Genomic DNA, 4,735 nt, shown 5'->3' with positions numbered 1-4,735 from the left:
CCCGGTCGAGTACATCGAGATGCGCCGCAAGGTCGGTGGCGCGCCCTGGTCGGCCGGGCTGATCGAGTACGCGGCCCACACCGAGGTGCCGGCGGAGGTGTCCGGTTCGCGTCCGCTGCGGGTGCTGATGGACGCCTTCTCGGACGGGGTCCACCTGCGCAACGACCTCTTCTCGTACCAGCGGGAGGTCGAGGACGAGGGCGAACTCAGCAACGGCGTGCTGGTGCTGGAGAGGTTCCTGGACTGCACCACGCAGGAGGCCGCCGAGGCCGTCAACGACCTCCTCACCTCGCGGCTCCAGCAGTTCGAGAACACCGTGTTCACCGAACTCCCGCAGCTGTTCGCCGACTCCGGGCTCGACCCGGCGGGCTGCGCCAAGGTGCTGGCCTACGTCAAGGGTCTGCAGGACTGGCAGTCGGGCGGGCACGAGTGGCACATGCGGTCCAGCCGGTACATGAACGGCGGCGGCGCGGCCGCGGGCAAGGCCACCTGGTGGGACCCGTTCGCGATCGGCGGCGTCGGGACCTCGGCGCTGGACGTGCTGCGCTCCGGCGCGCTGCGTGACCTCGCCGACGAGCTGGGGTCGTTGAGCCGGTCCGGACCGGCTTCGCGCGCCGCCGCCGGGCCCGGTGCCGCCGTGGTCGCGGGCCTGTCGCCGGCCTCGCTGGAGTCTCCGGGGACGGGGCTGATCGGCGGTTCGCACGGCGACGCCGAGCCCGGCGTGCGGCGGGCGCGCTCGCACACCCACGTGCCGTTCCAGGAGGTCGGCCCCTCCCGGCTCCCCGAGTTCAGGCTGCCGTTCACCGTCGAGCTGAGCCCGTACCTGGACGCGGCACGGCTCAACACGGTCGAGTGGGGTCGCCGGATGGGCATGCTGGAGCCCCAACCGGGCGTCCCCGCCTCGCACATCTGGACCGCCGAGAAGCTCGCCGACTACGACTTCCCGCTCTGCTCGGCCGGCATCCACCCGGACGCCAGCGCCGCCCAACTCGACCTCACCTCGGCCTGGTTGACCTGGGGCACGTACGCGGACGACTACTTCCCGGCGGTGTTCGGCCAGACCCGGGACCTCGCCGGCGCCAAGGCGGTCAACGCCCGGCTCTCGGACTTCATGCCGGTCGACGGCGGGCCCGCCCCGGTGCCGGGGAACGCCCTGGAGCGCGGGCTGGCCGACGCCTGGGCGCGGACCGCCGGGCCGATGACCGTCGAGGCCCGGCGGCGGCTCCGCGAGGCCGTCGAGGAGATGACGCTGAGCTGGATCTGGGAGCTCAACAACCAGGCACAGAACCGGATCCCGGACCCGGTCGACTACCTGGAGATGCGTCGGGCCACCTTCGGGTCCGACCTCACGATGAGCCTCTGCCGGCTGGCCCACGGACAGATCGTCCCTCCCGCCGTCTACGAGAGCGGCCCGATGGGTTCGCTGGAGAAGGCGGCTGCCGACTACGCCTGCATGATGAACGACCTCCACTCGTACCAGAAGGAGGTGCAGTTCGAGGGCGAGGTGCACAACATGGTGCTGGTGGTGCAGAACTTCTTCAACTGCGACTACCCGGCGGCGGTCCGGATCGTCGACGATCTGATGCACTCGCGGCTGGCCCAGTTCCAGCACGTGGCGGCGAACGAATTCCCCGTGCTGTACGACGACTTCGCGCTGGAGCCCGCCGCGCGGGCGATGCTCGACGGGTACGTCGGCGAGCTGGAGAACTGGCTGGCCGGAATCCTGATCTGGCACCGGGACTGCCGCCGGTACCGGGAGGAGGACCTGCTGCGGCACTTCGGGAGCGAGGCGGGCCCGGTCCCGGACGAAGTGGGGGCGGGAGACGTGGCGCCGGCGGCTCCGGATGCCGCGGCCTCGGGTGTCGCGGCGCCGGGTACGGCGGTGACGGCGGGTGCGGCCGACGGTGATGTGGTGCCGGAGCCCGCCCGGGCCGGGTTCGCGTGGTTCGTCCCGACCGGGCTGGGGACGTCCGCGGTCCGCCCGGCGGCGGCGGTGTCGGTCTCGGCGTCGGTGGTGCGTGCGGCGGCGGGGGCGGTCGGCGGCGCCGCGGAGTCGGCGCCGCGTCCGGGTGCGGTGCCGGCCGGGCCGACCGGGTTCGGCACGCTGGGTGCGCAGCCGGTGCCGGTCGCGGGGGTGTCGCAGGTCGGGTAGCGGTCACGACGGTGCGCGGCGGTCCGCCGGGGAGTGTCCCGGCGGGCCGCCGTCGCGTCCCGGGCGGGGCGGCGGGGCGGGCCTCGCGGGTGGTCGGGGCCGGGTGGACGCGCGGGCGCCCGGGGGACTGGCTAGTGTGGCAAATCGGGACGAAATGCCACACGGAGAGGGCTGGGCCATGACCGTGCAACCCGAGGGAACGCCCTGTTGGGCCGACGCGATGTTCACCGACCTGGAGGGCGCGAAGGTCTTCTACGGAGAAGTACTGGGCTGGACCTTCGGCGAGTCCTCGTCCGAGTACGGCAACTACACGCAGGCCTACGTGGACGGTAAGGCCGTCGCCGCGATCGTCCCGCCCATGCCCGGCCAGCCGATCGAATCGATCAAGTCGGCGTGGTGCCTCTACCTCGCCTCGCCGGACGCCGCCGCCACCGCCGAGAAGATCCGCGGCAACGGCGGCGAGGTCCTGATGGGCCCGATGCAGGTCGGCGAGTTCGGTTCGATGGTGATCGCCAAGGACCCGGGAGGCGTCGTCTTCGGCGTCTGGCAGGCCGGCACCCACGAGGGGTTCGAGGTGCAGGGGGTCCCCGGTGCCTACACCTGGGCCGAGGTCGTCACCCGCGAGCCCGGCCGGGCCGACGCGTTCTTCCCCGCCGTCTTCCCCTACACGGTCAAGCGGATGGACGTCGAAGAGGTCGACTACAAGGTCTTCGAGATCGGCGGGGCCCCGGTGCTCGGCCGGATGAAGGCCGGTCCGGACGACCTGTCGCCCGAGGCGCCGAACTACGTGAGCGTCTACTTCGCGGTGGAGGACTGCGACGCGACCGTCGCCAAGATCACCCTGCACGGCGGGCAGCTCTACTTCGGCCCGATGGACAGCCCGTTCGGCAGGTTCGCGGCGGTCGGCGACCCCGGGGGCGCGGCGTTCGGCGTGATCGCCCTCGGCACGACCGTCGGCGACATGCCCGGGATGGTGGCCGAATGAGCGGCAACTCCGAGCGTGCGGACCTGCTCCAGACCCTGGACAAGCACCGGGGCTTCCTGCGCTACACCGTCCGCGACCTCACCGACGAGCAGGCCGCCCGCCGCACGACGGCCAGCGAGCTGTGCCTGGGCGGCCTGATCAAGCACGTCGCCGGGGTGGAGTCCCGCTGGTTGCGGTTCGCGGTCGGCGGAGCGGCCGCGATGGAGGACGAACCGGTCGACTGGGCAGGGCAGTTCCTGATGACCGACGGCGAGACCCTGGCCGGACTGCTCGCCGCGTACGAGCGGGTGGCGGCCGAGACCGACGAACTGGTCGCGACCCTTCCCGACCTCGACCTGGCCCACCCGCTGCCCCAGGCGCCGTGGTTCGAACCGGGTGCCTCCTGGTCGGCCCGGCGGGTGTTGCTGCACGTCATCGCCGAGACCGCGCAGCACGCCGGGCACGCCGACATCATCAGGGAGTCGCTGGACGGCGCGAAGACGATGGGCTGAGCGGGTCCTCCCGCGCCTCGAACTCCACCCCGAGCAGCTCGCGCAGCGCCCGGTCGCCCTCCGCCGTCACCCGCAGCGCCCGTCCGGAGCCGATGCGCTCCACCCAGGCCCGGTCCAGCGCCGTCCGGCACAGTGCCGCCCCGAACGCGCCGCCCAGGTGCCCGCGCCGCTCCGTCCAGTCCAGGCAGCTGCGGACCACCGGGCGCCCGCCCCCGCGCCCGGACCGGGCCGGCAGCTCCACACCCAGCTCGGCCAGCCATGCCCGCCCCCGCTCGGTGAGGGCCGGACCGGAGTCCTCGGCGACCAGCCCGCGTGCCAGGACGGCGTCGCAGACCGCTACGCCGAGCCGGCCCGCGAGGTGGTCGTAGCAGGTCCGGGCGCGGGCCTCGGCGCTCATCCGGGTGGATTCGCGCAGGGAACGCGGCCCGGGGGCGGACCGCGGGGTCGCGGACCTTCCGGTCGCGGACAGCGAGGTCGGGGCCGGCGGGGTCGGGCCCGGTGGGGTGGCGGGCGGCGTGACGACGGACGCCGGGGTCGCGGGCGAGAACGACGACAGGTCCTCGATCAGTGTGGCCACCGCCGGGCCGGCCAGCCGGACGTACCGGTGCCGGCCCTGCCGCTCCTCGGCCAGCAGGCCGCCGGCGATCAGACGGGACAGGTGCTCACTCGCCGTGGACGGGGCCACGCCCGCGTACCGGGCCAGCTCGCCGGCGGTCCAGGCCCGGCCGTCGAGCAGAGCGGTGCAGAACGCGGCGCGGGTCGGGTCGGCGAGCAGTCCGGCGAGCTGGGCGAGCGACATGGCTCCATGGTGCCGCGTGGACGCTTCGGCGGACACCGAAGTGTTCCGTCCCTAGCGTGAGGGCCATGCGTACTCCGGTCGTTCGTGTCGCCTCCTCCTCGTCCGCTCCCGTTCCGGCTCCCGTTCGTGCGTCCGTTCCTGCCCTGGGCCCGGATGCGGTCCCCGAGCCCGTCGCCGAGCCCGTCCCCGAGCCCGACCCCGAGCCGGTGACCGGTGCGGCCAGGGGCGCCGACGTGCTCGTACCGGTCCGTGCCGGCGCCGTTCGGCCCGAGCAGGGCGAACACGGTGCCCTCCGGCACGGTCAGGTC

Annotated in this window: 4 protein-coding genes and 1 pseudogene; 4 read left to right on the top strand and 1 reads right to left on the bottom strand. The window is 73.7% G+C overall.

What is annotated here, in order from left to right; all coding sequences use genetic code 11:
• From ABZY91_RS09650 to ABZY91_RS09640, 3 genes are all read left to right on the top strand, one after another.
• Positions 1-2,152, top strand: a 2,152-nt coding sequence (locus ABZY91_RS09650; RefSeq protein ID WP_355401123.1) for a hypothetical protein, incomplete at its 5' end; no start/stop codon positions are given.
• Between the two features lie 178 nt (positions 2,153-2,330).
• Positions 2,331-3,137, top strand: coding sequence for a VOC family protein (locus tag ABZY91_RS09645; RefSeq protein WP_355401121.1), 807 nt, complete (start codon positions 2,331-2,333; stop codon positions 3,135-3,137).
• On the top strand, positions 3,134-3,628 hold the full coding sequence (locus tag ABZY91_RS09640) for a DinB family protein (RefSeq protein ID WP_355401120.1): 495 nt from the start codon (positions 3,134-3,136) through the stop codon (positions 3,626-3,628). Before ABZY91_RS09645 ends, ABZY91_RS09640 begins: the two co-directional genes overlap by 4 nt.
• Here the strand turns inward: ABZY91_RS09640 and ABZY91_RS09635 are convergent.
• Entirely contained in the window at positions 3,591-4,427 is an 837-nt protein-coding gene (locus ABZY91_RS09635; protein WP_355401118.1) for a winged helix-turn-helix domain-containing protein, read from the bottom strand. The two genes, ABZY91_RS09640 and ABZY91_RS09635, sit on opposite strands and share 38 nt — an antisense overlap.
• A 65-nt stretch (positions 4,428-4,492) precedes the next feature.
• On the opposite strand from ABZY91_RS09635, the pseudogene ABZY91_RS09630 reads away from it, so the two are divergent.
• Positions 4,493-4,735, top strand: a pseudogene (locus ABZY91_RS09630) (hypothetical protein); the annotation flags it as partial.

Source organism: Kitasatospora sp. NPDC002965, from assembly GCF_040611255.1.
Lineage (GTDB): Bacteria > Actinomycetota > Actinomycetes > Streptomycetales > Streptomycetaceae > Kitasatospora.
This window is presented reverse-complemented; position numbering and strand designations above follow the sequence as displayed.

Coding starts and splice junctions, on each gene's coding strand:
- ABZY91_RS09635 (WP_355401118.1), bottom strand. CDS start 4,427: ATGTCGCTCGCCCAGCTCGCCGGACTGCTCGCCGACCCGACCCGCGCC.
- ABZY91_RS09640 (WP_355401120.1), top strand. CDS start 3,134: ATGAGCGGCAACTCCGAGCGTGCGGACCTGCTCCAGACCCTGGACAAG.
- ABZY91_RS09645 (WP_355401121.1), top strand. CDS start 2,331: ATGACCGTGCAACCCGAGGGAACGCCCTGTTGGGCCGACGCGATGTTC.